Source organism: Niabella sp. CPT15-335-S11 (genome assembly GCF_058792415.1).
Genome location: NZ_JBYTEI010000003.1, coordinates 104,743 through 131,494, shown reverse-complemented (window position 1 = coordinate 131,494; position 26,752 = coordinate 104,743). Strand labels below are relative to the sequence as shown.

The window sequence follows — 26,752 nt, the reverse complement described above, 5'->3', positions numbered from 1 at the left end:
ACGAATTTAACTAATACTCAAATTTCCTCAGTGTGGGCGATTTAATCCATGTGCCTGTTACTACCATCAAAGTCATTAGTCCGCCAAAAATAACCGACGGTACAACGCCCAACAGGCGTGCTGCAACGCCACTTTCAAACTGACCCAGCTCATTGCTGCTCATGATAAACATGCTGCTGACGCTGCTTACTCGGCCGCGCATATGGTCTGGCGTCAGAAGCTGCATCACTGTTCCCCTGATAACAACACTTACGCCATCAAGCATACCGCCAATGGCCAGCGCGGCAAAGGAAAGCCAAAAGAGTTTGGAGAATCCGAAAACCAAAATGCACAGACCAAAGCCTGCCACAGCCAGCAACATCTTTCGTCCCTGGTTTCTTCGAAGTGGAAAATACGTCAGGGAAATTACACTGATGATGGCGCCGATATCCACAGCCGCATTCAGCCATCCAAACCCCATGGGCCCAATTTTCAAAATATCCGAAGCATATACAGGGATGATGGCGACCACACCGCCAAACAGCACGGCAAACATATCCAGCGTCATGGCTGCGAATAACGCTTTCGTGCGCAAAACAAATTGTAATCCTTCCGCTACACTCTGCCAGGTTGATTGCTCCGTATTACGGTTTTGCGGGGGCTTCGGTTTCAGGAAGGTGAAGAATAGAAATCCAAGCGATATGAATCCACAAACCACCAGCAAGGTGCCACTGATGCCGATCAGTGCGATCAGGAAACCTGCGGTAGCGTGTCCCGTAACCGAAGCAGCCAGCCAGGTGCCCTGGTTCCAGGTTGTAGCGTTTTGTAAAAGATTCCTCGGGACAATAAATGCGACCATGGCTGTCATGGCCGGGCCTGTGAACGATCTTAATATGCCATTAAATACAAAAACCCCATAGATCATCCAGGCAATATGTCTATTGTCTCCGGGAGAACCCGTTTTTAATGTGGAGATGAAAAATAGAGTTACTACTAATGTAAAGTAACCGGCAACGCCGGAGACCAGGAGTTTTTTCTTATCGCTGACATCAACCCGGTGACCGGAGTAGAGGGCCAGGAAAAAAGCAGGCACAAACTCAGATAACCCCACCAGTGCAATGGCCAATGGATCTTTCGTAAGCTGGTAGATCCACCAGCCAACCAGCGTACTGATCATTCTTAAAGACACTACAAATGCGAACCTGCCCATGATGAGGTTCCTGTATTCCGGTATTCGAACAGATGCATATGGATCGCTGGTGAGCTGCGATTGGTCTGAATTAGCTGTAGTCATGAACAGGCGCAAAGATAAATCTATGGCGGGATTTTACAATAGCAGTATCAGTCCGCCTTAGTGGGCCTGCCCGCCGTCGTGGACTGGTCCGCCTTGGTGGACAGCCTTAAAAAAAAGAGGCTCTCATTTATTGAAAGCCTCTTTTAAACAATTTCGAACCTTGTTTATTTCTTTTCAGCCTGAATTTTCGAAGCGTGGATATCCGTATACTTCTTTTCATGTTTAATACCACCCTTCAGGTCAACCAGTACCGGAGCTGCCACAAATACCGTGGAATAAATACCCGTGATCACCCCGATCAACATCGCGAAAGCAAAACCGCGGGTTACTTCACCACCAAAAATGAACAGGATCAGTACAGTCAGGAATACGGTTAATGAGGTCATGATGGTTCGACTCAGGGTTTCGTTAATAGCCTTATTCACGAGTGCCTTCTGATCCATGGTGGGATATAGCCGGACGTCTTCCCGGATCCTGTCAAAGATCACCACGGTATCATTCATGGAGAATCCAAGTACAGTCAGGATTGCAGCTATAAAATGCTGATCAATTTCCAGCGGGAACGGCAGGTTGAGCCTTCTGGCATACGAGAAAACGATCAGCATGATCAGCGCATCATGTACCAGTGAGAATATCGTACCCAATGAATATCGCCAGTTCCGGAACCTCAGGAAGATGTACAGGAAGATGGCGAATATGGCGAATATTGTCGCTTTAACCGCCCCCTTCTTCAAGTCGTCCGAAATCGTGGGTAGTACTTTCTTAGAACCAGATTTGAAATCACTGTCAAATTTTTCAAAATTCGTATTGGCCGGCAGGTGGGGCTTCAATCCCTGGTATAATTTCAGGAATACCAGCGAGTCTGCCACTTCAGCCCTGGGATCGTGGATCAGGTAGGATGTGGTAATATCCAGCGTGGCGGCATCACCTACTGTTTTAATGACCGGACTTTCTCCTTCAAACGTTTTCTTAAGGTCATCGCGTACTTTTTCAACATCCACTTTTTTACCAAATTCGATCCGGTAACTACGTCCACCTTCGAACTCCACGCCGTAATCAAACCCATTAAACATCGTTCCCAATGCCAGCAGAACTACAACTATAGAAATAATATAGGCCTTTTTCCTGAACTCGATGAATTTGAAATGTGATTTCTTCACGATGGTGTTGCTCACCTTACTGAAGTAATTCAGGTGCCTGTTCTTATCAGTGAACCAATCGGTAATCCAGCGGCTTACCAGGATTCCACAAAACAGGGACAGCAACAGACCCAGTATCTGAGTTGTAGCGAATCCCTTTACCGGTCCCAGTCCAAAGTAATACAGGATGAAGGCTGTGATCAGCGTAGTAACGTGTCCGTCGAGCACTGGCGGCAACGAACGATGATAACCATCATGTATTGCCGAAAGATATCCTTTGCCCCTTCGTAATTCCTCTTTAATTCTTTCATAGATAATTACGTTGCTGTCCACCGCCATACCAATCGTCAACACCAGACCCGCAATACCAGGCGCAGTGAGAGAAGCGCCCAATCCTGCTAAGACTCCGATGGTGAAAAGCAGGTTCAGTATCAAGGCAATGTTTGCGATCCATCCGCTCGTATTGTAATAAATGAGCATCAGGGCAAAGATGACGATGAAAGAAATTATGAACGAGGTTATACCTCCGGTGATGGCTGCCTGCCCGAGTGTTGGCCCAACCGTCTGCTCCTGCACAATTTTTGCTGGTGCAGGCAATTTACCAATCTTCAGAATATTGGCCAGGTCGCGCGCTTCCTCTGTAGTAAAGTTTCCCGAAATGCTTGACCTTCCGCCTTCAATCGGTTCGTTGACCACAGGTGCACTGTACACGGTATTATCCACCACGATGGCAATATAACGCCCCTTGTTCGCACGGGTCATTTCGGCCCATATCCGGGCTCCAACACTATTCATTTCAAGTGTTACATTGGTTTTACCGGTACGGTCAAAATCAAAGCCGGCATTGGTCACGGTTTCACCTTCCAGCTTCGCCTTATCACGGCCAAAAGTTTTGATAGCGTATAATTCAACAAATGGTGATTTTTTCTCAGGAATGCCGTACATCCAGGCAATATCAGAAGCGAATTGCGCGCGGATAGCCGGGGTTTCCAGGAATTTTCTAACTTCTGCAGTGTCGTTGATCATCACGCGCCCAATGCGACCGTTATCGAAAAGCCTGCCTTGCTGATCAGCCGAAAATCCGATCCATCCGTATAAATGTTTTTTAGCTTCGCTTTCCTGGTTTGTTGCTGTGGCAGCGGCCGCCTGCGTACTTTTCTGTTCACCGCTGGCGAGTTGCTTCAGTTGCTCCTGCAAATTGGAAGTATCCGTTTTGGCAGCCTTTGAGGAATCCGCCGGCGTTGCAGCTACGGCCTTTGCCGTAGTATCATGGGATGACTTTGCACCGTGAAGGGTAGAAAACACCTCATCAGCCTTTTGAATGCTTGGCCAGATTTCGGAAATATTATACACTTCCCAGAACTGCAGATTGGCAGAAGCCTGAAGGTTTTTTCTCACCCTTTCTTTGTCCTGAATACCCGGAAGCTCTACCGTAATAATTTGTTTTTCAGGATCAGAGTTGATATTGGGCTGGGCCACACCAAACTTATCAATACGGGTTGTGATCAGTCTCGCTGTGTTTTCAAAAGCAGTCTTTGCCTGTTGATTCAGAAAGCGAATTACTTTGTCATCACTATCGGTTACTTTCAGTTCATCCCGGTTAGCCGTTGCAAATAAAGTGGCCAGCCTGGTATTGGGGCTCAATTTCCGGAATTCTTCCACAAACAATCGCACAAAATTCGCATCGCTGTTGGCTTTTCTTTGGTCTGCGTTATTCAGTGCAGCAACGAAATTGGGATCCTTGGAGTTATTCGCCAGGGTCCTTAATAACCCGCTCATTTCCACCTCCATCGTCACATTCATACCTCCTTGAAGGTCAAGACCGAGGTTCAGTTCCTCTTCCTTGGCTTTCTGATAACTGATCGGCCCGGTAATACCGTAGGTTATAGTCTCATCTTTGGTGCTGTCCTTCAGCCGGCTCAGCCTCTCGCGGTAAGCCTCATCCAGCATCACCTGATAGAGATCCTGAGAGTCTTTGTTAGATGCATATTTTGTGGCAGCAGCAGGGTAGTTGGCAGCAACAAAACTATGGGCGGATTTCTCCAGTTTTTTCTCATGGTTGCGAACGAACCAGGTAAAGGAAAGCTGGTAAACCGAGTAAACAATTAGTAAGATTGTGAAAAATCTGATCAAGCCTTTGAGTTGCATACGTATTGATAGTTTATTCTTCGGGATTTCACCCGTTTTTAAAGGCTGCAAAGATAAGGTATTGAATACAATTATATACGTGGGATTTGGGTGGATTATCACGGATTCTTACTTCCCGGGTCTGCCTTTTTGCCGCCTGCAGCGGCGTTTCAACATGCGGGGGGTCTCGGTGACTTTTATGAAATTAGGAAATAAGTGGTCGGCCCAATGCAGAATCTGTGTTCTTTTAGTAATTTCGGGCCGATTTAATTTAGCATTTAAAACATAAACAATGTCCTTATCTTCTCTTTTACAGCGTTTTAGCGAACCCGAAACCCTTAAAATGGCAAAGCTGGGCCGTGAATTAAGGTCCCAGGGAATAGATGTCATTGATCTGAGCCTGGGTGAACCCGATTTTAATACACCTGAACATATCAAACAGGCGGCCATAAAGGCTGTCCAGGATAACTGGAGCCATTATACCCCCGTACCCGGACTGCCCGATGTTCGCGAAGCGGTTTGCACGAAGCTGAAAAGAGATAACAACCTGGATTATGAACCGGCAAATATTGTCGTATCCACGGGCGCCAAACAAAGCCTCGCCAACGCGATCCTTGCTGTGGCTGATGATGACGAAGAAGTTATTATTCCCACTCCCTATTGGGTAACATACAGCGAGCTGGTGAAAATCGCACGTGCTAAAGTCGTAGAGATCAGGTCGACCGTGGAAAACGGATTTAAGATATCGCCTGCTGAACTGGCAGCGGCTATCACGCCGAAGACCAAAGCTTTCCTGTTCTCATCACCCTGTAATCCGTCCGGGGCCGTTTACAGCCTCGAAGAACTTGCTGGTCTGGCAGAAGTATTTAAGAAACATCCGCAGATCGTTATTATTGCAGATGAGATTTATGAATATATCAACTATGTCGGCAGCCATGCAAGTATCGCCAGTTTTGATGAATTGAAAGATCGGGTGATTCTTGTCAATGGGCTGAGTAAGGGTTTTGCCATGACTGGCTGGCGGATCGGTTATACGGCCTCAAATATTGAGATCGCGAAGGCTATGGAAAAACTGCAGGGGCAGATCACCAGCGCTACCTGTTCCATCGCGCAGAAGGCAGCAGTTACGGCGCTGACGACCGACATTACACCCAGCCTGGAAATGACCAAAGAATTTGCCAGAAGGCGGAAAAGGGTGTTGGAATTATTGAAGGAAATTCCAGGCATTCACTGCAATGAACCCGAAGGCGCATTTTATGTGTTCCCGGATATGAGTTCTTATTATGGAAAGAAAGACGGCGAGACCGTTATCCAGAATTCGGCAGACTTGTGCATGTACCTGCTCAACAAGGCTCATGTGTCATCCGTGATGGGCGCCGCTTTTGGTGAGCCGAACTGTGTGCGTTTTTCCTATGCCAACAGCCTGGAGAATATCGAAAAAGCCTGGGATAGAATAAAAAATGCTCTGGCAAAACTGAATTGACGATAGTTTTTCTACAACCGGTGATATTTTTTTAATTCCAGTGTGTGAAGCTATTTCTTTTTCGGAAAAAACCCAGTCACGACGCCAAAAAAGACGTCAGCCTGACCAGTCTTCCCCAAGGTGTTAGATAAAATGCTGTAACTACCGGCTACGACAGGTCCCAGGCGGAGCGATAAACCTGCTCTCGTTCGACCGATATCATTATAACTTAAGGGAACATATACGCCAAAATGCCGGTTTTCCCAACGTGGAGTAAGGGCAATGGTTGAAGGATAACCAGCGTTCACTGTTTTATTCCGGTTGGCCAGGTTGATTCTTCCCTGGAGGTTGACAAAAAACCCGCGATGCAGGTGGACATCTGCATCCGCGCTTAACGTAGCGGGGAGTGCCACATTGTAACGGGTGGCCGCATGATTGGCCAATGGTGTAAAAAAATCCGGGTGCCGGTCTAGTACAGACCGGATCGAGTCGATTGACTGAATTTCCGACAAATAAAACCGTCGATTCGCGGCGATATGCAAATCATAGCCTCCGCTGCGTTGAATGTCTTTCCAGTAGCTGATACGCCCGATATCCGTCAACGCTAGTCCGATCCTGAGGGCGTAGGGGTTTTCCTCATCATTCCAACCGGAGCGAACGTCTCCCGTCTTGGCTGGTTGCCAGGCATAGATCAGGCCCAGATCTGCCCCAAAGCCTGATCCTTTGAAAGTGGTGACCGTCCGGAGCGGTTTTTCTAACAGTCCCTTGAGGTTATCACTGCCGCCGGTAGTGATATCCAGCCTACCCGAGGCGTTGGTTAACCACGCGTCGCCCACCAGACTGTTTGCGTCTAACGTGGCTTTCAGGTTCTCTAGAGCGATTCCACGGCTGGCCGCACCACCTAAATACTTCAGCGTGATTCCCGCCTTTAGTAGGTGTTTGCCCTGATCTATCAGTACGCCGGAGTAACTGCCCGCGATTTCATTCCAGCCATGGATCGCTAATCGCTGGTCGCCTGCCAGGTCAAGGTGATACGGTAAATCCTGGTTACCTACCTGGTTATTCAGCAACTGATTGGCCAGTTTATTATCGAAATTGGAAATATTCCCCAGCACGCGGCTTCTGGCGCCAATGGCGACGGTGTGTTTTTCGTTCAGTCTGTACATCAGGGTCGGCAGGTAGAGTTGAAGCAGCCCCGTGGCGTTCAGAGTGCCAGGGTTATGGGTCAGGTCGCTGAACACGGAATCGGGTTTAAAGGCTCGGGTCAGGTCCTTCAGGCCATAGGAAGCCTGGTTATTCTGGACGTCGGCCTGCACAATAAACGGCAGGATCAGGCTGAACCTGTAGCGGCTGCCAGCCATTTTAGCCGGGTTACCGTACAGGTCTAGGGCCCCGGCGTAGTTACCGGTCTGGATACCACCCAGTTCCTGCGCAAAAGAAGAAATAGTACCGGCGAACAGAAAGAGCAGGAGCAAAACGTATCTGAATGGTTTAAGCTGGATCAGGGATTTCATTGTTTTTTTTGATTTAGACACCGGGAGTGAAATAATACCTTCCGTCAAAAATAAAGGAAAATGGAGACAGGTGCGGGGTTGAGCATTATTGGAAGGTGTCTGCCTTCCAATTTTCGTTTACTTTTGGGCGTATTCTTGACAAATAGAGATTATTGATGAACGATTTTGTATTTACGCAGGAAGAGATATCCTTCGCGGTAGAGGCAGATATTCACCTTTTAACTAAACTGCTTAACAACGCCTATCGGGGTGATGTTTCCCGGCAGGGCTGGACGACAGAAGCGGAGCTGATTGGTGGAGAGACCCGGACCGTAGAGGAGGAAGTCAGGCAACTGATCCTGCAACCGGATTCTGTCTTTTTGAAATATACGGCGGGGAATATGCTGGGATGTGTAAACCTTCAGCAGCAAGGCGACAGGTTGTACCTGGGAATGCTCAGTGTGCGCCCCGATCAGCAGAACGCGGGTATCGGAAAGAAACTTTTACAGGCCTCAGACGAATATGCACGATCGCTGGGCTGCCGGTCTGTGTACATGACCGTCATCTCTGCAAGGAAAGAATTGATCGCCTGGTATGTAAGGCACGGGTTTGAGGACACGGGAATCCGAAAGCCCTTCATTGAAGATGCAGTCAGCGGCCGGCATCTGCAACCACTTGAATTTGCTGTGCTGGAGAAAGTGTTGGATTGATAAAACCCAGTGTTTGTGCTACTGCCTGATATCATTAAAATGTAGCCACACGAGGGTTGGTTGTTTATATATTATAAAATTGCAAATTTTTGAATTGAAGTTGATGCTCAGGTATTTTTATTTTATTGTAATCGTCATGTTGTTTTACGGCTGAGGCCAGGGCCGGAAATTCACGCCATGGATACAATTTATTAATGCTCAGTTATTATTCCCTTAACAATGTGTTTGACTTTCGGCCCTAGTTTTGCGGGCTATGTTAGATGAAGCACTGTTGATACGATTTATATCCGGTGAGCCTACTGCCTTTGATTCGGTCTATAAGTACTTTTACAAACCGGTTTACCAAAATATCTTGAAAATTGTTCACGATGAAGATGAAGCGAAAGATATTTTACAGGACGTGTTTGTAAAACTACTGAAAGAGAAACGGAATTTTCAGGATTTTGCCCAAATGAAGTCATGGATGTTCCGGGTTAGCTATAACAGTTCTATAGATTATTTAAGATTTGCTGTAAAGCAAAAATTGCTTTTGAGTTCCATGTCGATTGCAAATGCGCATTCAAACGAAGAACAGGTCGATGGAGCCGATTATCAGCAGATCCTACGCGATACCATCGCCAAATTACCTGAAAGGAAAAGGCTGGCTATAGAATTATGCAAACTTCAGGGCAAGACCTATCAGGAAGCTGCCGAAATGATGAACATTTCCCCGCATACCATTAAAGAATACGTCGCATCCTCTGTAAAATTTATCCGGAAAAACTTCAATAAATTTCCGCGAATCCTGCTCTATTTAGTGCAGTTAAGCAACTTTGTTCTGGTAACAATTTGATAATCCGGCCCTACCCCCCCTTTTTTTACTTTCTGTCGTTTTTAAGTAAATTATGGATAACAGGGGTCATCTTATCGATAAATTCTGGCAGGGTAACATCAGTGAGTCAGAGCTGAAAGAACTGCTGGATTTGCTTGATCATAGTGAAGAACTGCGAGATGACCTGGAGGCATTCTATTACGGTTCGTTTGAAGGTGAAACCTCGGATGGCCTCAAAAAAAACAACCTTAGATATTTTATCGGCAAGGCTGCATTACGCTGGCTATCTGCGGCTGCTATTCTAATTGTCGTGTCACTGAGTCTTCACCTATTCTGGAAGAGTGAATGGCGGCATGACTCGCAATCGGAGGAACAAATTTCTCTGAATAATACTGCTAATACGGTCAGACATATTAAAAATCTTTCCGGTTACTTGAGGGGGTATAATCTGCCGGACCATTCTACAGTTGAATTAGACCCGGGTAGTTCAATCGAGTTTGATCAAGCGGCATTTTTAATGAACAGGTCGGTCAAATTGGTTGGTACCGCTGCTTTCACCGTACACGCCAACAAACAGTATCCGTTCACGGTTGAGTCGGGCGATGTTCAGACCATTGCCACCGGGACTAAGTTTCGGGTGACGACATCAAAAGAAAGGATCCGCGTAAATCTGATTGAAGGAAAAGTCTCTATAAAATACCCAAATAGCGCCCTTGCAGAAGTAAAGCTGAAAGCCGGAGAAGTTTTTCTCTGGAATATTTTTACTCAGCAATATAAGATTGAACATACAGGGAACGCGACCGGTAAACTGAACGCTATTCAACCGAAGAAGACTGTCAGAGGTGATCTCCGGTCTTATGGGGAAATAAATTTTGTGAATGATAGCCTCAGTAAGGTATTTGATATTCTTAGCGCGAGGTATGATATCCCGATAACCTATAAAAAAGATGAAATCGAAGGAATCTACTTTACGGGCAAGGTACTGCCAACCGACCAACTTCAAACAGTGCTGGCATTAATCGCGAACATGAATGGCCTTAGGCTGGAGAAAAAGGATAATCAGATTTTTATTCGTGCTGCCAGCCAGATCCAGATGTTCTCACCCCGCTAAGTGGGCTAAGGGAAAGAACTGTACCAATCTGCGGACGCAGGCAAATGACAGCACGAGGATCGTAAAACCAGAATACTTAAATGAACAGTAAACTGAATACTATGCTTATTTTAACTCGATGGAGAACGTATTTTTTTGTCTTTATACTGTTAACGACTAAATCGACGTTCTTATTTGCACAAACCGGCCAGGTGGTTGTAGGTACCGTTACCACAATGGAAGGAGAACCAATCTCCGGTGTGACTGTGCAGGGAATCAGTTTGGATTCCGCTTACGACAGATCTGCAGTTACCAATGTTCAGGGAATTTTCAGGCTGAGCGGAATACCCGCTGGCGCTCGATTACATATTGCGTTTTCACATATAGGGTACGAACCTTATCAACTGGAGAACTTTGCGGTTAAGGAAGGCGATGGTAACAATGTACTCGTCAGACTTTCACCCGTTTCGGTTGCATTTGATAGTGTTGTTGTATCTGCGCTGAGTGTTCCAAGGGCCGTAAAATCGCTGACCTACAGTCAACAGGGAGTGGATCCGGCTTCACTTAATGAAAACCCGACGCCGAATGTGCTGAGTGCTCTGTCGGGCAAAGTAGCGGGCCTTCAAGTAATTCCCCCCGGATTCAATACGGGATCGGCCAGGATCGTAATACGGGGAAACAGTTCAATTACGGGTAATAACCAGCCTTTGTTTGTTGTTGATGGTGTGCCAATTGACAATGAGCCGGGCGATGCAGGCAGTATTGATTATGGAAATAATGCTGCTGATATAAATCCAGCAGACATCGCTGACATCCAGGTGTTAAAGGGGCCTAACGCATCAGCTCTTTATGGCTCCAGGGCTGCGAATGGCGTTATTCTGATTACGACCAAAAAGGGTCGGTCAACGGACGGCAGGGCGAATATTAGTGCTAGCATTAATTCCATGTTCCAGAAATTATCTGAGTTCCCCGAGTACCAGAATGCTTACGGCGTTGGTACAAGCTTTTACATAGATAATCAATACCGGATCCCCGACGCAACCCGGAACTACAGAAGTTGGGGATCACCAATGCTTGGGCAGCCTTATAATGCAATCAATGGTGAATTAAAACCGTATCTGCCACATCCGGATAACGTCAAGGATTTTTATTCAACAGCAGCGCTGATCACCAGTACAGTTGCTGCAGAAGGAGGCAATAAAAGTACTAACTACAGGCTTTCCTATACCAATGTGAACGGCAATAGCGTGGTAAAGGGTTTTAATTTGTCAAACAGACATAATATAAATTTCCGTCTGCAGAATACATTGAGCAAGGTCTTAAGTTTTGATACAAAGATCAATTATATAAAAGATATTGTTAATAACCGACAATACTCAAATGCCAATGGCAGAAATCCAACTCAGCTTTACGCGCATATGGCACGGAGCACCGAGTTGTCGGAATTGATTCCGTACAAGGACGAAAATACTGGTAAAGAAATCGGAACACACAGGAATTTTAGCAATCCTTATTGGGTCATTAACGAAAATAAAAACAAGGACTCAAAAGACAGGATCATTGCGTTATTCAGTCCTACAATCACCATTTCGAAAGCATTAAAATTCACCGGCCGGTTAGGAACGGATCTTTACTGGTGGGATGGATTCGAGTTTAATAACAAAGGTTCCGTCATTGCGAGCAATCCGGATGGATTTCTGAGGTTATTCAATAGTAAGCAGGAAAATTATAACCTGGAAGGGATTCTGACACTTAATCAAAAGTTGGGTAAGGATTTTTCATTGCTGGTGAATACAGGCGCAACAAGCTTTTCTTCGGGATTTGAGCGTCGTCAGCAACGTGTGAACTCATTGTTGGAGCCAGATAAGATAAATATTTCTAATGCGAAAGAAACTCCGGTGAATGACCAGTACATAAGGCGGAAGAAAATAAACTCAGCCTTTGGTGCAGCTTCTTTGGGATATAAGAATTCCTTATACCTTGATCTTACCGGGCGAAACGACTGGTCATCCACACTACCGGCCAGCCATAATTCCTACTTCTATTGGTCTGCCGGATCAAGCCTTATTTTAACTGATCTGCTAAAAATAAAAAGCAGCACCCTGAGCTATGCAAAGCTAAGGGCATCCTATGCTGTTGTGGGGAATGACACCGATCCATACAGACTTCAGGAGACCTTCACGTTTGATGGTTTTTGGGATGAGACTCCCATTGCTTCACTGTCGACCGTGAGGCCGAACCCGGATCTGAAACCGGAGAAAACAGGCTCTTTTGAAACCGGACTTAACCTTCGGCTATTTAGGAACAGGATTACCCTGGATGCTACTTATTATGATGGGCATACGACAAATCAAATAATAACGGCGCAGTTGCCGGCATCCAGTGGATACAAAACCAGGGTTTACAATGCAGGTAAAATCAGGAACTGGGGCACCGAATTGAGCCTGTCCGGAGAAGTGATCAAAGGAAAGCGTTTTTCCTGGACGACCGGCCTGAACTATAGTAAGAACAACTCCAGGGTGGAGTCACTCGTCGAGGGTGTGCCCCGCTTTCAGCTGAATAATAATTCCAGTTTTATTTATGTTTTCGCTGAAGTAGGAAAACCCTATGGGTATCTAAGAGGCCTGGGCGTGAAGAGGGATGATTTGGGCAGAATGTTAATTGCAGATGGCGGCGGATTGTTAATAAAAGACAATGATAAGGCATTCGGGACCGCACAGCCACGTTGGATCGGAGGGTTTAGTAATACATTTTCTTTCAAGGGATTTGATCTTGGCATATTGATCGATGCAAAAATGGGTGGGATGTTGTACTCGGGTTCCTATTCCAGGATGCTTGTGAATGGCGTAATCGCTGAAACATTGAATGGGCGAGATGATTACTATAAACATGCCATCATATTTGGAGAGTCGGGCTCCGAACTGACAGGAGGCGCCAAATGGGACGCATATTTCCAAAACGGTCAGCCCAATAACCGTTTTATGTCGCCTCAAAACTATGAGTATGCCAGACCGAACTATGCTGAATTCGCCTTGTTCGATGCATCGTATATAAAGCTTAGGGAAGCCTCATTGGGTCATCAGCTTCCTGCGCAGCGCTGGACATCCGGTTATATTAAAAATGCCCGCGTTTCTTTGGTCGGCCGCAATCTGGCCATTCTATACAGGAAAACGCCGAGAGGCATAGATCCAGAATCAACATCAACATCAGGTAATGGCCAGGGTATTGAAAATGGAGCGCTGCCGCCTAATATAATGTACGGAGCTAACCTGATCTTAAATTTTTAAATCTATCCAAATGTTAATGCGAAGAATATTGAATAGCAAAGTTATTTCGGGGATTATCGTATTAGGGTTGCTTTCGTGTACCAGAAATTTTAAGGAAATTAATACAAACCCCAATGATCCGACTATTGTAGATCCAGGTTATTTACTCGCCAAGTCGGTATTGTCCACCATGAATACCTTCGGCGGGGAAATGAACAGGGTTATTTTTTTCAATTACACACAACATTTTTCAGGCTTTCAGGGCGAATTTCAGCGGTACACCTATGCGCCTAATTCCAATGATAATTATTGGAGCAGTACGTTTATTGCCAGCTTGCAACCCGTAAATCAAATTGAGGAAAAATACAGGAGCAAACCCGCTTTTAAAAACAGAGTGCTGATTGCAAGACTCTGGAAAGATTATATTTTTTCAAATGCGGTGGCTGTGTGGGGAGGAATTCCAGTGAATGACGCCTTGACCGGCGAGCCTTCAATTCCTTATACCCGGGAGGAAGATGTCTATTTGTATCTGTTAAAAGATCTAAAGAATATTTATGATTCCATTGATATAAATGGTGATAAATATTCTGCATCGGCAGACAAGATTTACGCCGGTAACCTACTTAGCTGGAAGAAGTTTGCCAACACGCTGAGGCTGAGCCTGGCCGTCAGGATCTCAAATGCCGCGCCTAACGGAAATCCTGAGGTAGCAAGACCCGTTATTCAGGAGATTTATAATGACCGGACCAATACGATAAATTCAAACGCAGAAACAGCGGCCGCTCAATGGGGTGTCAAGAGTGATACCTGGAATCCGTTGTATGACAGAGCCGTCTATAATTTTACAGCGAACCAGGCAACTATACCGGTCCTCGGTGAAACGCTTGTCTATTTTACCAAACCCTATAATGATCCAAGATTGGCCGTTTATGGAAAACCTGCGACACAGGGCCCATACAAGGGAACTTATTTTGGTCAGAATATTGCGTATGGTGGAGGAGGCCAGTTCGCGGGTGGAATTATCAATCCGCACACAGGGTTAAAGCAGGTCGATTACTCACCGATCGGTGACCGGTTTACAAAACCTGATGCTGAGTATATTTTCCTATCCTATGCGCAGAGTTGTTTCCTGAAGGCAGAGATGGCGTTAAAAGGGTGGTGGGGCAATGCCGGCGATGCAGAATCAGAATACTATAAAGGAATTGCAGCTTCCTTTGAACGATATGGCATCAGTGCCGCAAGCCTTAACAGCTATAAGAACGTGCTGGGAATTAAATGGGGGACTGCAAGTGATACGACCGGACATCGGGAGGAATTTATGGATTGGCTTCAGTTGTTTGACAGCTTTGTGGAACCAGGCGACTTTCAGCGGCAAATCGTTATGCAGCATTGGTTAGCTATACCTTTTCAAGGTGTGGATTCCTGGACTTTACAAAGAAGAACCAGAAAATTACTTTTTGAACCTCAGTTTGCTACCTACGACGGCGCATATAAATATTTACCCGAAAGGATAATTTATCCTGCTTCAGAATATCAGACCAATCCTCAGGAGGTGAGTAAAGCGGTCAGCTACCTAAATGGTTCTGACGATCTTTTCACCAAACTCTGGTTTTCATTGCCCGGCACAAAACACCCTTTGTTACCCTAAAAACAAAACAAATGAAAAAGATAAGAATATTATTGCCGTTTATAATTTTAGTGGTCATTACTTCCTGCCAAAAAAGAAATGAATATTTACCACCAACTGGTTTTGTTTATGAAATTCCTGACACACCCAATGATCCAACTATCAAACTGGGAGCTTATTACCAGAGCAAGAATGAGGCCTACTGGACAGCAATCACGGACAGCTCGGTTCTGGGTAAGTATAATTCAGTAAATACCGCGGTATTAAAGCAGCATGATTCATTAGGCGGAAAAGCAGGTTTGGATTTTTTTATTTTTCCCTGGAACGGGACCGCCGACAATGCCCAGCTAAACGCATTTAGTGCTGTGTCGGGGTCTAAAACCAAAATGGTCATCAGTTATAATTTCAGTCACCTCAAAGTATCTGTCAGCGCACCATTGCAGGGAGCTAAGATGACCCAGATGATCAATGAATGCAAGACTTTGGCCAATGATTATTTTGCGAAGGATTTTTATTACAAGATCGGAGGGAAGCCGGTGATTATGCTGACTTCATTGAGCATCCAGAATAATACCGGTACAATCATCGATTTTAAAAGATTACGGGATACACTGAGTTTAGAACTCGGGAAATTGGGTATTAACCCATTTCTACTCGGAGAAATTCCCACCGGATGGATCCCACCCCAGCGTTATTCCGAAGCCATTAAACAGATGGACGCGATAGCTATAACGGATTGGTCAACCGATAATTACGACAGATCCGTGTTCTTTCCATCGTATATCGATATCAGTTGGAAAAACTGGAGCGATTCTGCCAGGAACTGGAATATCGATTTTGTGCCGGTTGTATTTCCCGGCTTTGATGACAGGTTGTCGAATAGCAGAACAAAAAAATTTGTGATGGGCAGAGATGACAAGTTTTATAAGGATTTTTGTAATGTGGCCAAAAGAAATATGGGGAAAAATAAAATGGTGATCATCAATTCATGGAATAATTTTAAGGAAAATACGCATATTGAGCCTTCGGCGACTTACGGAGATAAATATATCCGCGCAACATTTGATAACTTTAAAAAATAAAATATGAACAGAAGGTCGTTTCTGGCGAAGGCAGGTATTTTTTCAGCAGCATTGCCGTTTGGAGCTGAAAACTTCGACTTCAATATTTCTGGAAAAAACGGGTTTAGTTTTATGTTGCTTGGCGATCTGCATTTTGACAAACTGGAACATCATGACATGAAGTATGTCCAGACAAGGTATCCAAACGACATCGTGCAGATAGAAAACTATTCCCGGATTACTAAGGAGAATTTTCCCCTACTGATGAAATTAGTTAGGGAAAAGGGCAGGTCGTTGAATGCAGATTTTTATCTGCAATTAGGTGATTTTGTGGAGGGATTATGTGGCTCAGCGGAACTGGCTAATAAACAAGTTACCGAGTTTATTGATTATGTACGTGAACTAAAATTACGACGTCCATTTGCTGTTGTAAAAGGGAATCATGATATTACCGGCGAGGGTGCACCACTCGTGTATGATAAGAAGGTAATCCCCTGGCAGAGGAATGAGAATAAAAAAGCAGACGTCTTTAAAGCCAATGCGACTTTTGTTCACAAAAATGCGCGGTTTCTGATTTTTGATTGTTACGATGCGGCAGAAAGCCTTGAATGGGCGAAAGGTATACTGGAAAAAAATAAACAAAAACTCGTATTTTTTTGTCTGCATCAGCCCGTTGTGCCTTATAATGCAAGGTCAAACTGGCATATTTTCGCCAGGCCGGAGGATGTTGCAAAGAGAAACGAACTGTTAGGACTTCTAGGGAAACATCGGGCTATCGTATTAACAGCTCATTTGCATAAAACATCGATTGTTAGGCGGGATACTCCTGAAGGGAGTTTTGTACAGCTTGCCATTGGAAGTGTTGTTTCCCGCCCCGATGACAAGATAAAACATGAGCTTTCCGGAGTAAATAATTATACCTCCCGACTTACGGAGTTGGAGCCCGGCTTTTCTCCAGCGAGCCTCGAAGAAAGAAAGAAGCTGTTGGCGGAAGAGAAGCCTTTCATTAGTCATTTTGAATACGCGGACTTTTGCGGCTACGCTACAATGAGTATCGACGAAGCCGATACCGTGAGTATAAGCATCTATCCAAACGTCGATAGGAATCCCTGGAAGACGATAAATATTACAGAATTATTGAAAGGTCAGGCAGTAAGAGCAATTAATTAACTCAGGGCGCCTGAAAAGGATTAGGGTTTTTAGCAAAGCCGATGAGCTTAAAACCAGAAGATCGATAAAACGTATGTTGACTGTCAGGCGGAGGCACAATGGTGCTGGTTAGTGAAAGCTGACGGCATTAAGCGTAGAAAGCCCGCGCCCATTGTGTTACGTTTAACCCTTCTCAAGTTGTCTTTTAAACCTCACAATCAGATTTCTTATCCCCAACGTCATAGATGACGCGGCGACAAAGGGAAATGTAAGCTGGATAAGATTATACCGCAACATGATCAGGCTAATGACGAGAGATAAGAGGACCGAAACAATTACCCAAAGGCCATCTTTGGTCCGGCCGCCCGCGAAAGCAATAGAACATAATACGGCATTAAAGCTAAGCAGCCCGGCGTTGATATCCGGGACAGGAGTCGAAAAATACCATGCTCCAATACCGCTGAGCAGGCCACCGGCAAGCCCGTACAGCGCAGCGATGGGGGTGTTGACGAATACCGCAGTAAAAAAAATGGCTCCTGAAATTAAACTCCCCTGAAATATGACCTGGCCGAAGCCTCTTATTGCAAAAGTAAAATGATCAATAGCACCTGTAAGGGTTGAGGGTTCCTGCGAAGCAAATGGAAGTGAATAATATTTCGACAAGAACAAAATCAACCAGGTAACTAATACAAACGGAAGCGTGAATACGGGTATTTTTCTTTTGATGAAAAAATGCTGAATGATGGCTGCGAGGGCAGAACCAGCTATAATAAAGATCCATACGATAAGAACGGGTTTCAGAAAAAGGATCAGCGCAACGCCGGTCAGTGCTGCGCTAAAGCCGTAAAGCCCCTGATTGATTTCAGTTGTAGGATATTTCAATAAGCGGGCTGTCATTGTCCCGAAGATGGTAGCTACCAAAGCTGCAAGCCCCATGGTCCCAGAGCCATAAAAGATACCTATCAGGAACAACAATCCTGTAACAGCATTTTCCTGGAGCATGATTTGACCAAGTCCTTTTAAGACCTGCGTAATGATTGTTGGGCGGGCGCGATTGATTCTGTTTGTTAACGCAAAAGGCATACTTACCGAACTTTGGGTGATTTGAGTTTCCATCCAAATTAATGCACCCGCGATTTTGTTTTTTGTTTTTGCCGGTTTGCTGTATCATTAAAAAGCAACGGTGTAAACTGAAGCATGTATTTTCTCCAATTGCTCCAGATATGCCCGCGGGATGATTCAACGTATGTATAAGGGAAATGAAGCGAGTCCAGTTTCGCTCTGAATTGCTTCAGGGATTCGTACAAGAAGTCCGTCTTACCAATCGCGATCCAATATTGTTTAAAACCTTTATTTTTCTGCACCTTTAATTTTTCATCGATATTGCGGTACGCCGGGAAACTTTTGTCCAATCTGTCAGTCCCGGTAGCAGCAGAGAATAACCCAACATAATCAAACAAGTCCGGGTGATTGGCAGAAATGAGAAAGGAATGAAAGCCACCCATCGAAAGGCCAGCAATGGCGCGTTGCGATTTTAGGGCTTTGGTCCGGAAGCGCGTATCGACAAACTTAACAATCTCACCGAAGGACTGCTCATAGGAACCCTCCAGGAAGTGGGGCAGGAGATGGCTCATGGCCGGGTGATAATTTAAGTTCTCAGGTGTTTCGCCGGGAGCAGCCTGTTTTGATGGATTTCCATTTGGCATGACGACAATCATCGGAACGATCCTTTTTTCCTCGATGAGATTGTCGAGAATTCTCGCTGTTGCTCCTAAGGTAATCCAGGCCTCCTCATCTCCGCCGCTGCCGTGCAGCAGGTAAAGTACGGGAAATCTCTCTTTACTGGTTTCATATCCAGGTGGTGTGTAAATGGTGATGCGGCGATCCTTCTTATATTCGGCAGACGGGTACCAGGTCCGGATTACACTACCGTGTGGCACATCCTTTACGGAATAATAGTCCCCGTCTCCGCCAGGGGTGATCACCTCACTAAATAGGTTGCCCACGTCGCGTATGGAGAAGGAGTTCAGGGGGTCGAGCATTTGAACGCTGTCCACCCTGAATGTGTACAGGTACAGATCGGACGGCAAGGCAGGCGTGGTGAATTTCCACACTCCCTGGTCATCTTTCTCCATTCTTCCGAAACCCCCGTTCGCCTCCCAATCACCTTTTATGGTCACCACTTTGGCCAGCGGTGCGTAGAGTCTGAAGGATATGGAATTGTCGGGGTTCACCTGTGGTGATAACAAATTTCCCTGTTTAAAACCCACATTTTGCTGCGCCACCAGAGTGGCACAGGTAAGTGTTAATAAAATAGCGGTGAATATATACGATCTCATAAATGAAGGATTTCGGCATGAATCATCAAAATGTATTTTTTATAATTTTCCAAAGGAGTATGAGACTATTTGTGGGCGTTCGCCCGGAACACGAGTTTTTGAGACTAAATTTAACGAAAATTACCATAATTTAAATTAAATATGATCATTAGGCATCAGAAATATTACAGGAATAATCTTTTCTATATACTGACATTGCTGTCCGTATATAGCTGCACTATGAAGCCAGGACATAAACATAATACCTGGAGCAGTTATCTTGGCGATAAATCAGTAAGCCATTATTCTTCGCTTCATGAAATTGACACCAACAATGTGCAACAATTAAAAGTCGCCTGGATCTATCATACCGGAGATACCAATAGTGCTGTAAAGCAACAAATACAATGCAATCCTATTATTGTTGAGGGTGTGTTATATGCCACTTCCCCCCAATTGAAGCTTTTTGCTTTAAAGGCTGCCACAGGCGAACCTATATGGATGTTTGATCCGTTTGCCGATCCTTCAAAAACAAAAAAGGAAGTAAATGTGAACCGGGGTGTCACTTATTGGTCAGATGGCAAGGATAAGCGTATTTTTTACACGGCAGGTTCATTTCTATATGCTGTGGAAGCAGCGACAGGAAGATTAATTTCTTCATTTGGCAGTGGCGGAAAAGTTGACCTTCACGATGGATTGGACCGTGATGTGACGAACCTTTATGTAGTTTCCACTTCCCCCGGTATTATTTATAAAGACCTGCTGATACTGGGAACGCGGGTAGCCGAAGGGGGTGACGCGGCGCCCGGTCATATCCGAGCTTATGATGTTCATACCGGCAGGCGTAAATGGATATTTCATACTATTCCGCATCCGGGAGAATTCGGCTATGATACCTGGGGAAATAAAGAAGCCTGGAAATATACCGGTGGCGCCAACTGTTGGGCGGGGATGAGTCTTGATGAGAGACGGGGAGTGGTTTACATTGCTACCGGCTCGTCAACTTTTGATTTTTATGGAGGATTACGTAAAGGAGAAAACCTTTTTTCCAATTGTGTTGTTGCGCTCAAAGCAGCCACGGGGAAATATATCTGGCATTTTCAGACTGTTCATCACGATTTGTGGGATAGAGATCTTCCTGCGCCTCCCAACCTGGTGACTATTACACGTAATGAAAAACAAATTGATGCTGTTGCCCAAATCACCAAAACAGGATATGTTTTTGTATTAGACAGAGATAATGGGAAGCACTTGTTTCCGGTTCGTGAAATGCCGGTACCCGATAGCTCAACACTTTTCGGGGAACAACCATGGCCTACACAACCGGTACCGGAATTACCAAAACCCTTTGCCTTACAATTTTTCTCGAAAGGAAATATAAATACGATTGTTCCCAAATCTTCCCAGGACGAAGTCCGGAAAAAGATAGCTGAATTGGAAACCGGTAAAATGTTTTTACCCCCATCTGAAAAGGGAACCGTTCTGCTGCCTGGCTTTGATGGTGGTGGAGAATGGGGGGGCGCCGCTTTTGATCCGGCAACTGGATATTTATATGTGAATGCCAACCAGGTCCCCTGGACATTGACCATGGTTAAGGCCAATGCAACAGACAAAAAACCGCAGGAAACGGTGGCTGAACATGGCAGGGCAGTATATGTGAATAGTTGCATGACTTGTCATGGCAAAAACAGAGAAGGGAGTGGGAGCTATCCCATCCTGCAAAACATTAGCAAAAAATATAGCGCTACACAGTTATCTGAGATCATCAATAATGGGCGACGGATGATGCCGTCTTTTAAACAAATTTCTGAGGATGATAAAAAAGCACTGCTCACATTTCTCCTTGATTTGAAAAAGGAGGGGAGAGGCCAATTTATCGCTTCTGAGAATAAAGAAGTGATCAGTAGAACGGAAAAATCGCCCTTTGTGCCTTATACAATGACGGGTTATAATAAACTGCGTACACGTGAAGGATATCCTGCTAACCAGCCTCCGTGGGGAACATTAACGGCTATCAATCTGAATACAGGAGAGACCATGTGGCACAATCCTTTGGGAGAATACGCCGAATTAACTAAAAAGGGAATTCCGGTAACTGGTACCGAAAATTATGGAGGGGCCGTTGTAACGAAGGGAGGATTACTTTTTATTGCCGCAACTTTAGACGGGAAATTGAGGGCATTTAATAAGAGAACCGGCAAACTTCTATGGGAGACATCACTGCCCGCTGCTGGGTTTGCTACTCCTTCAACCTATGAAGTAAATGGAAAGCAATACCTGGTTATTGCCTGTGGCGGTGGAAAACTGGATGTTCCATCAGGAGATAGTTACGTTGCGTTTAGTTTGGAAAATACAGAATAAGAATTCTTTAAAAATTATGTATATTAATTAATTGTTGTATGCATTACACGGGCATTTCTCAAAGGAGGATTTTCAAGCACTAAAAATTTATACGGCCGGTTAAGGGCCTCTTGTGAAATCTTAAAATATGTGGCTAACTTCCCGATGACTACTTTGGAAAGTCCTTTTTTATAATTCAGTATGTCTGAAATATATCCCTTACTTATCTCTAAAACTGGTACCAGATCTTTAGGTTTAAGATTCTTTTCGTTCATAAGGGATCGCAGGAGCTGTATGGGGTCCAGCTCTTTGAAGGAGTTATGTGCTTCATCTCATTTTTCGACAAGGAGGGTAAGTAAGGCAATTTCATCCTTTGTATCCCGGTCTTTGCTACAGGAAAACACCAATTGCTCCAATGCGTCACCGTAATTCCTGTATTGAGCCTTACTGGTAATTACTTTGTATTTGAAGGTTGCCATAACTAATTCTCTTATCAGGTGAACTTTCATGGTGAAGATACGTTTTTTTTATTCAAAAGTTCGCATTTAAAGAACTCGTAGATTTTTCGGCATAACTGAAAAAGCATAGCTATTTGTCTTTGCCTATTTTAAAAAAATTGCTATTTAATGGATTCTCCCCCTTTGAACATATGGGTCAGGGATTGACATTTGCGGAATGTGATAAAAAGCTCATTAATACCCTAAAAAGAATGGAAATTTCTTCTCTTTGCCTCAAAGATTCAATTGAATACTTGGGATCAGAGTCCCTTCCTATATACGTAACTTCTGAATGGTTGAAGAATTATATTTCCTCTAATTCTGGCAGGTATTTGAGTGGAGACAATTATTAGGATTTAGCGTATTTCAAAAAAATCATTGCAAAGCCAGCTTTTGAAAGTTATATGCCTCAATATATTGAAGCCAGGTTCTCAAGTGTCTATTAATGTAGCACCAAAAAATTAAAGAAGTGCGAGGTTCATGGATATGGTAATTGCTTCGCTCATATTGTTTACGTTTAGCTTATTGAAAATGGATCTTTTACGAAATTTTATTGCTGCCAGCGTCAAAAATGACCTTTCCGCAATCTCCTCAGATGTCAAACCTTGAGCTGATAAAATAAGGACTTCCCGTTCTCCTTTTGTTAATTTAATAGTTTTTACTTGAGTCCATTCATTTGTTGAAAGGTTTAATTCAAAAGACTTATTTAACTTCACACTTTTAAAGCGGACATTGCCAGATTTGGTGTTCGCAGATACTGAAACAATGCAAAGTGCTATCCATGGATTTCCGTGTTTGTCCAGGAGAAGAGGTTTGAGCTTGTGGTTAACAAGTGTATGCTTTCCTCCAGGCTGGATTAAGTGAAAATCGTAGGAAATTGCAAATTTCAACCTGTCCTCCATTAAAATTTTGCCAAAAAAGGAAAAACCTGCTTCATTGATTTTTAAAAGCATTTCTAAATCCTCAGTAGGGACATTTTTTAGATAAAACAGGTAACCATCTTTTAAAACAGATTCAGGTTTTAATCCACAAAGGAAAATGGGATTACTTGAGACGTATAAAAACCCCCTTTTATAATAATCAATGAGATAAATTGATTGGTACGTTATTGCACTAAGCGCCTCTGCAAAATGAATGTAGGGCAGGGTTCTTTGATAGTCCTCATCAGAAAATTCTTCGCTTAGGTGCACCGGCCTAAAGAAGTCACTAACTGATATTTTCATCGTTGGTTTAATTTATTTATTTTGGTTAATGGGAAGCGGCTTTCATTCATCTGAAAATAAACAATTCCCAAATTACTTAGCTAATTGAATTTACTAAAAAGTTAACGATTACAAAATATATAAAAAGAAAATGTATTTAAATCATTGTTTATCACAGTGTTGTGGTTTTATTTTCCACAAAAATAAAATTCAGAACCTTTTGCTTCCAATATTTCAGTCACTGCCAAAAATTTAATTGAATTATATGCTTCATGCAATAGGAGGTATATTGTCGTTTTAAACCGGTATCAAATGTGAAAAATGTTCTATTCTAAAGGATAGTTTTTTAAAGGAATTTGACAAAATATTTTTTTTTCAGCAAAACGTGATTTAGCTTTTCATCGAATTTGGAAGTAGCCTTGCAGTAGTATTAATATCCGGAAGGTGATTTGTCTTAACCCCTTGTAAACAGGACGGAGTTTTCGAAACGGTTTGCTACTGATTGCTCGTTGCTCCGGTCACCAGTCAGGCAAGGGTAAGTTGGTCCACTGTACTTTTAAAGAATCTAGGAACTACCGCATATATAAATTCAGATGTTCGTAATTAACTTAATTCTGGCGATATTTCTGGAGCGATGACAGAGTAGTCAGTATAATGTCCTCGAAATGCATTGAATTTTGTTACAAATGCCGTTACTTGAGCCAATAATTACCCGAATAGAGGTTTCCTCTGAACTGACCATTAAATCTTAATGAATGCCACGAATAGCTACGTACTGCTTACTTCTTTTCGTTTCAAGCTCATACTGTTTCGCTCAGAACAGCGTGTACTTAGTAGGGCAGGTTAAAGATTCTATCCAACCAATTCCTTATCCCACCATTACAGTATACAAGGATTCAGTGTTCATTCAAAGACAAATTGGTGATAGCGTTGGACGTTTCAGCTTCAGGTTATCTACTGGAACATATATGCTACAGGCTAGCTCAATTGGCCATCGCTCATATCTTAAAAATATTAGTGCATTAGATAGCTTATACTTAGAAATAATATTAACCGATACAACCACTCTGCTGGCAGGTGTAACGGTGACTGCGCAGAAAAAGCTGATAGAGTATAAAGTGGATCGTATTGTTTTTAACGTAGAAAACAGTATTTACAGCAGAGGGTTAGACGTTGTAGATTTGCTGCGAGAAACACCGAGAGTAGAAGTAACTGACGACGGGAGTATTAAAATGATTGGCAAAAGTGACTTGAGGGTAATGATTGATGGAAGACCTTTAAATCTCAGCGAAAATGATGTGAAACAACGGTTAAAGGCTCTTCGATCCGATGATATTGCGAAAATTGAGGTAATTTCCATTCCTCCCGCCAACTACAGCGCACAAGGGAATAGCGGCTATATCAACATCGTATTGAAAAAGAATCCAAACCTGGGCTGGCAAGGATCAATCAACATAGCTTACCTACAAAGGTCTTATCCGTCCTTCTCCGAAGCAACAACCATAAATTATAAATCTAAGTTCTTTGAAGCAACCATTAGCATATCGAATGACAACAGTAAATTGGAAAATATCCAGAACACACAATTTAAATTTAGCGAAAGGGATTTAAATATCTCTCGCCACTCCCTACGAAACGAACACACTTCTTCCGTGAACAGCATTCTTAAATGGAAACCTATCCAAAAGTTAGAAACAGGACTAGTGCTGGATTATAGTTATCGAAAAGCATCAAATAACGATATTGAGAACAGCACATATAGTCATTATGCTTCATCGACTATCGATTCGATGATGCATTCCCCTTCTCAAATTCGAGAAAAACCATTGGGTAAAGGGTTGTCCGCATATATCGATTATCGACTGGATGACAAAGGTAAAAAATTGTCGCTGACTTATAACCTCTCTGAAAACACAAATGACTTGAACAAACTGGTCTCTTCTGAAATTACGACGTCCTCTGCAAGGTCAAAAATATCTCAATTTTTCGGCAACTCTAACTATAACATTAATTCGGTCATGGCAGATGCGGAATTGCCGACTTCCTTTTCTAAGATTGAAACAGGTATGAGCTATACTCAAATCAAAAATTACAGTGCGCTGGAAACTTATAACAAAATAGGCGGTCAAAATGTATATGACTCTTCAATAAGTAACCGCTTCCGTTACACAGAGAAAACGCCAGCTTTATATATTTCTGCCAATAAGAATATAGGTGATAAATGGGCGGTAAAAGTGGGATTTCGCTATGAGTATACGGGTTTAAAAGGAGTTTCTCCTACATTATCCCTGACTAATAAAGACAATTATGGTAATATTTTCCCAAGCCTGTTTGTGCTTTACAATATAAGCAAAAATCATGTTCTCAACCTCGCATATGCCAGGCGGATTGAAAGACCCGGTTTTAATGATCTGAATCCATTTCGTTATTATTCAAGTGCATATAGCTATGTGTCAGGGAACGCCTATCTTTTGCCGTCCTTTACCAATAATGTTGACATAGGTTATACGTATAAGAATAATTTAGCCTTGTACCTTTCTTACGTGCAGTTATCCGATGGCATCGACTATGTTGCCCTTATTCATCCTGATGGTACTAATAGTGTGACTCCTGAAAATTATGTCAATCAACGTCGCTACGTAATGAATTTGAGCTATACGCTCAAATTCACTGAGCGATGGAACTTATACGGCAGTGCAACCACTTTCTATGCCAATAGCCGATCTGAACGTCCTGACTTACACGTGCTTCCTAATAAAGGCTTTGGGGCAACATGTTATATTCGCAATAGCGTTGCACTTAACAAAAAGAATACAGCTTTTTGGCAAACTTCATATTACCAATCTTTTCCTTCCATGGATGGATTTAACGAGAAAGAGGCTTTTGCTTACTTCAGCAGTAATGTTAGATTCTCCATCGCTAAGGATCTCATCCAGATTATGGTATCCGCCTTGGACATTTTCAAGCAGAACTATACGGTCACAAAGCGCCATTACTCAGATTACGTCGTTGAAAACTATTTTAATGCAAAACTGCAAAACTTTCGGATATCTGTGAATCTAAATCTTGGTAACAGCAAGGTTTCCCGTATATCGCGGGATACTAAAAATACGGATCGGTTTCGGGCTATGTGACGGAGGTGTATTTATATCACTCATTATTTGGCCTAGTATAATAGGAGAACGCT

General features: G+C 43.6%; 18 protein-coding genes. 10 read left to right on the top strand and 8 right to left on the bottom strand.

Features of this window, described 5'->3' with window-relative positions; all coding sequences use genetic code 11:
• Positions 1-10 precede the first annotated feature (10 nt).
• Positions 11-1,273 carry an MFS transporter gene (locus AC3WS5_RS11595; RefSeq protein WP_492467543.1) on the bottom strand — a complete coding sequence of 421 codons (1,263 nt, stop codon included), beginning with the start codon at positions 1,271-1,273 and terminating at the stop codon, positions 11-13.
• A 164-nt stretch (positions 1,274-1,437) separates the two neighbouring features.
• Positions 1,438-4,560: a protein translocase subunit SecDF gene (gene secDF, locus AC3WS5_RS11590; protein WP_492467542.1), complete on the bottom strand. Its 3,123-nt coding sequence runs from the start codon at positions 4,558-4,560 to the stop codon at positions 1,438-1,440.
• 271 nt (positions 4,561-4,831) lie between these two features.
• On the opposite strand from secDF, the gene AC3WS5_RS11585 reads away from it, so the two are divergent.
• Positions 4,832-6,022 (top strand): pyridoxal phosphate-dependent aminotransferase, encoded by a 1,191-nt coding sequence (locus AC3WS5_RS11585; protein ID WP_492467541.1) that lies wholly within the window; start codon positions 4,832-4,834, stop codon positions 6,020-6,022.
• Between the two features lie 50 nt (positions 6,023-6,072).
• On the opposite strand, the gene AC3WS5_RS11580 is transcribed toward AC3WS5_RS11585, so the two are convergent.
• Entirely contained in the window at positions 6,073-7,515 is a 1,443-nt protein-coding gene (locus AC3WS5_RS11580) for a DUF5723 family protein (RefSeq protein ID WP_492467540.1), read from the bottom strand.
• Positions 7,516-7,670: 155 nt separating this feature from the next.
• Between AC3WS5_RS11580 and AC3WS5_RS11575 the strand changes: the two genes are divergently transcribed.
• The 7 genes from AC3WS5_RS11575 (at position 7,671) to AC3WS5_RS11545 (ending at position 17,229) form a co-directional block, all read left to right on the top strand.
• Positions 7,671-8,204 (top strand): GNAT family N-acetyltransferase, encoded by a 534-nt coding sequence (locus tag AC3WS5_RS11575; RefSeq protein WP_492467539.1) that lies wholly within the window; start codon positions 7,671-7,673, stop codon positions 8,202-8,204.
• Positions 8,205-8,457: 253 nt separating this feature from the next.
• Positions 8,458-9,036 carry an RNA polymerase sigma factor gene (locus AC3WS5_RS11570; RefSeq protein ID WP_492467538.1) on the top strand — a complete coding sequence of 193 codons (579 nt, stop codon included), beginning with the start codon at positions 8,458-8,460 and terminating at the stop codon, positions 9,034-9,036.
• Between the two features lie 52 nt (positions 9,037-9,088).
• On the top strand, positions 9,089-10,126 hold the full coding sequence (locus AC3WS5_RS11565) for a FecR family protein (protein ID WP_492467537.1): 1,038 nt from the start codon (positions 9,089-9,091) through the stop codon (positions 10,124-10,126).
• 101 nt (positions 10,127-10,227) lie between these two features.
• On the top strand, positions 10,228-13,392 hold the full coding sequence (locus AC3WS5_RS11560; RefSeq protein WP_492467536.1) for a SusC/RagA family TonB-linked outer membrane protein: 3,165 nt from the start codon (positions 10,228-10,230) through the stop codon (positions 13,390-13,392).
• A 16-nt stretch (positions 13,393-13,408) separates the two neighbouring features.
• Entirely contained in the window at positions 13,409-15,019 is a 1,611-nt protein-coding gene (locus tag AC3WS5_RS11555; RefSeq protein ID WP_492467535.1) for a SusD/RagB family nutrient-binding outer membrane lipoprotein, read from the top strand.
• 11 nt (positions 15,020-15,030) lie between these two features.
• The gene (locus AC3WS5_RS11550; RefSeq protein ID WP_492467534.1) at positions 15,031-16,080 is read left to right on the top strand and encodes a glycoside hydrolase family 99-like domain-containing protein; all 1,050 of its coding nucleotides are present in this window, start codon (positions 15,031-15,033) and stop codon (positions 16,078-16,080) included.
• Positions 16,081-16,083: 3 nt separating this feature from the next.
• Positions 16,084-17,229, top strand: a complete 1,146-nt coding sequence (locus AC3WS5_RS11545) for a metallophosphoesterase family protein (RefSeq protein ID WP_492467533.1) — start codon at positions 16,084-16,086, stop codon at positions 17,227-17,229.
• A gap of 162 nt (positions 17,230-17,391) precedes the next feature.
• On the opposite strand, the gene AC3WS5_RS11540 is transcribed toward AC3WS5_RS11545, so the two are convergent.
• Positions 17,392-18,291, bottom strand: a complete 900-nt coding sequence (locus AC3WS5_RS11540; RefSeq protein WP_492467532.1) for an urea transporter — start codon at positions 18,289-18,291, stop codon at positions 17,392-17,394.
• A gap of 38 nt (positions 18,292-18,329) precedes the next feature.
• The gene (locus AC3WS5_RS11535; protein WP_492467531.1) at positions 18,330-19,547 is read right to left on the bottom strand and encodes an esterase; all 1,218 of its coding nucleotides are present in this window, start codon (positions 19,545-19,547) and stop codon (positions 18,330-18,332) included.
• Positions 19,548-19,766: 219 nt separating this feature from the next.
• On the opposite strand from AC3WS5_RS11535, the gene AC3WS5_RS11530 reads away from it, so the two are divergent.
• On the top strand, positions 19,767-21,887 hold the full coding sequence (locus AC3WS5_RS11530) for an outer membrane protein assembly factor BamB family protein (protein ID WP_492467530.1): 2,121 nt from the start codon (positions 19,767-19,769) through the stop codon (positions 21,885-21,887).
• Between the two features lie 23 nt (positions 21,888-21,910).
• Here AC3WS5_RS11530 and AC3WS5_RS11525 read toward each other — a convergent pair whose 3' ends face one another.
• The 3 genes from AC3WS5_RS11525 to AC3WS5_RS11515 form a co-directional block, all read right to left on the bottom strand.
• Entirely contained in the window at positions 21,911-22,141 is a 231-nt protein-coding gene (locus AC3WS5_RS11525) for a hypothetical protein (protein WP_492467529.1), read from the bottom strand.
• A 57-nt stretch (positions 22,142-22,198) separates the two neighbouring features.
• A complete protein-coding gene (locus tag AC3WS5_RS11520; RefSeq protein ID WP_492467528.1) occupies positions 22,199-22,375 on the bottom strand; it encodes a hypothetical protein in 177 nt (58 codons plus the stop codon).
• A 449-nt stretch (positions 22,376-22,824) separates the two neighbouring features.
• Positions 22,825-23,586 carry a response regulator transcription factor gene (locus AC3WS5_RS11515; RefSeq protein WP_492467527.1) on the bottom strand — a complete coding sequence of 254 codons (762 nt, stop codon included), beginning with the start codon at positions 23,584-23,586 and terminating at the stop codon, positions 22,825-22,827.
• Between the two features lie 734 nt (positions 23,587-24,320).
• Here AC3WS5_RS11515 and AC3WS5_RS11510 point away from each other — a divergent pair.
• Entirely contained in the window at positions 24,321-26,699 is a 2,379-nt protein-coding gene (locus AC3WS5_RS11510; RefSeq protein ID WP_492467526.1) for a TonB-dependent receptor domain-containing protein, read from the top strand.
• The last annotated feature ends 53 nt before the right edge of the window (positions 26,700-26,752 follow it).